This window comes from Mesorhizobium sp. M7A.F.Ca.CA.002.05.1.1 (assembly GCF_003998335.1).
GTDB lineage: Bacteria > Pseudomonadota > Alphaproteobacteria > Rhizobiales > Rhizobiaceae > Mesorhizobium.
In genome coordinates this window covers 1-1,132 of record NZ_RZQI01001313.1, presented here as the reverse complement: position 1 = coordinate 1,132, position 1,132 = coordinate 1, and the positions used below count along the sequence as shown (strand labels likewise).

Here is a 1,132-nt window from a genome sequence, read left to right as displayed (position 1 = left end):
GAAATAACCCTTGATGCCGACGAGATCGACGCCGTCGTCACAATCGGCCAGGATTTCCAGGATCTCGTAGATCCTGTTGCGGATACGCTGCTCGATCAGTCTTTCGGAGGGCTCTTCGGTCATGGCGATCATGGGCGCGCGCGCCGAATGCTAGAAGGGCAGTTTCATTCCCGGCGGGATCGGCAGACCTGCGGTCAGCGCCTTGGTCTTTTCCTGCATGATCTGCTCGACCTTGGTCTTGGCGTCGTTGTGAGCGGCCAGCACCAGGTCTTCCAGGATCTCGACATCGTCTTCCTTGAACAGAGACGGATCGATCTTCAGCGACTTCATCTCGAATTTTCCGGTCAGCGTCACATTGACCAGGCCGCCGCCGGCCTGGCCGGACGCTTCCAGCGTGGCGATCTCGTCCTGCATGGCCTGGAACTTGGCCTGCATTTCCTTCGCCTTGCCCATCAGGCCGAGAAGATCTTTCATGGTCGGGTCCTTTGCGGATTCGTGGCTGGATCAGGTTTCATCGTCGTCAGCCGGCGGCTCTACCGGCACTTCAGCCTCTGTCGTTTCGGCTTCCGGCGCGTCTGGAATGCGCACGTCGATGATCTTGGCACCGGGAAAGCGCGCCAGGATGGCGGCCACGGTGGGATCGCTCTTGGCATCGAGAAATGCCGTCTCGCGTTTGGCCGATTCCATTTCGGCGAGCGTCTGGCCGCCCTCTTCCTTTGACAGCGAGACCAGCCAGCTGCGGCCGGTCCAGGCGCGAAGCTTCGTCGTCAGGTCGTTGAGCAGCATCTTGGGCGCATCGCTGGTCAGGCCGACGTCGATGCGGCCGGGCTCGATACGCACGAACCGGATGCAGCTCTTGACCAGCACCTTGAAGGCGATGTCGCGCTGCGCGTCGGCGAGCGCAATGATGTCGGCCAGCGACTTCAGCGGCGCCGATTCCATGGCCGGCTCCGGCGGAGCGACGTAGGCAACGGCAGCAGGCGAGGCTTCGACCAGCCGCATGCTCTGTGCCCCGCCCGATCCGGATGGCATGCGCGTCTGCGCCACCGCGCTGGCACCACCGCCATTGCCGGAACTTGCCGACGTCCCATTCGGGCGCGGCGCGCCATTCTGCATAGGCGCAGCGCTATCG

The 1,132-nt window shown here is 63.1% G+C and carries 1 protein-coding gene and 1 pseudogene; both read right to left on the bottom strand.

Annotated features, from left to right (window positions below; all coding sequences use genetic code 11):
- Nucleotides 1–150: 150 nt before the first annotated feature.
- Nucleotides 151–474 carry a YbaB/EbfC family nucleoid-associated protein gene (locus EN939_RS35170; protein WP_013527931.1) on the bottom strand — a complete coding sequence of 108 codons (324 nt, stop codon included), beginning with the start codon at nt 472–474 and terminating at the stop codon, nt 151–153.
- 30 nt (nt 475–504) lie between these two features.
- Nucleotides 505–1,132, bottom strand: a pseudogene (locus EN939_RS35165) (DNA polymerase III subunit gamma/tau); the annotation flags it as partial.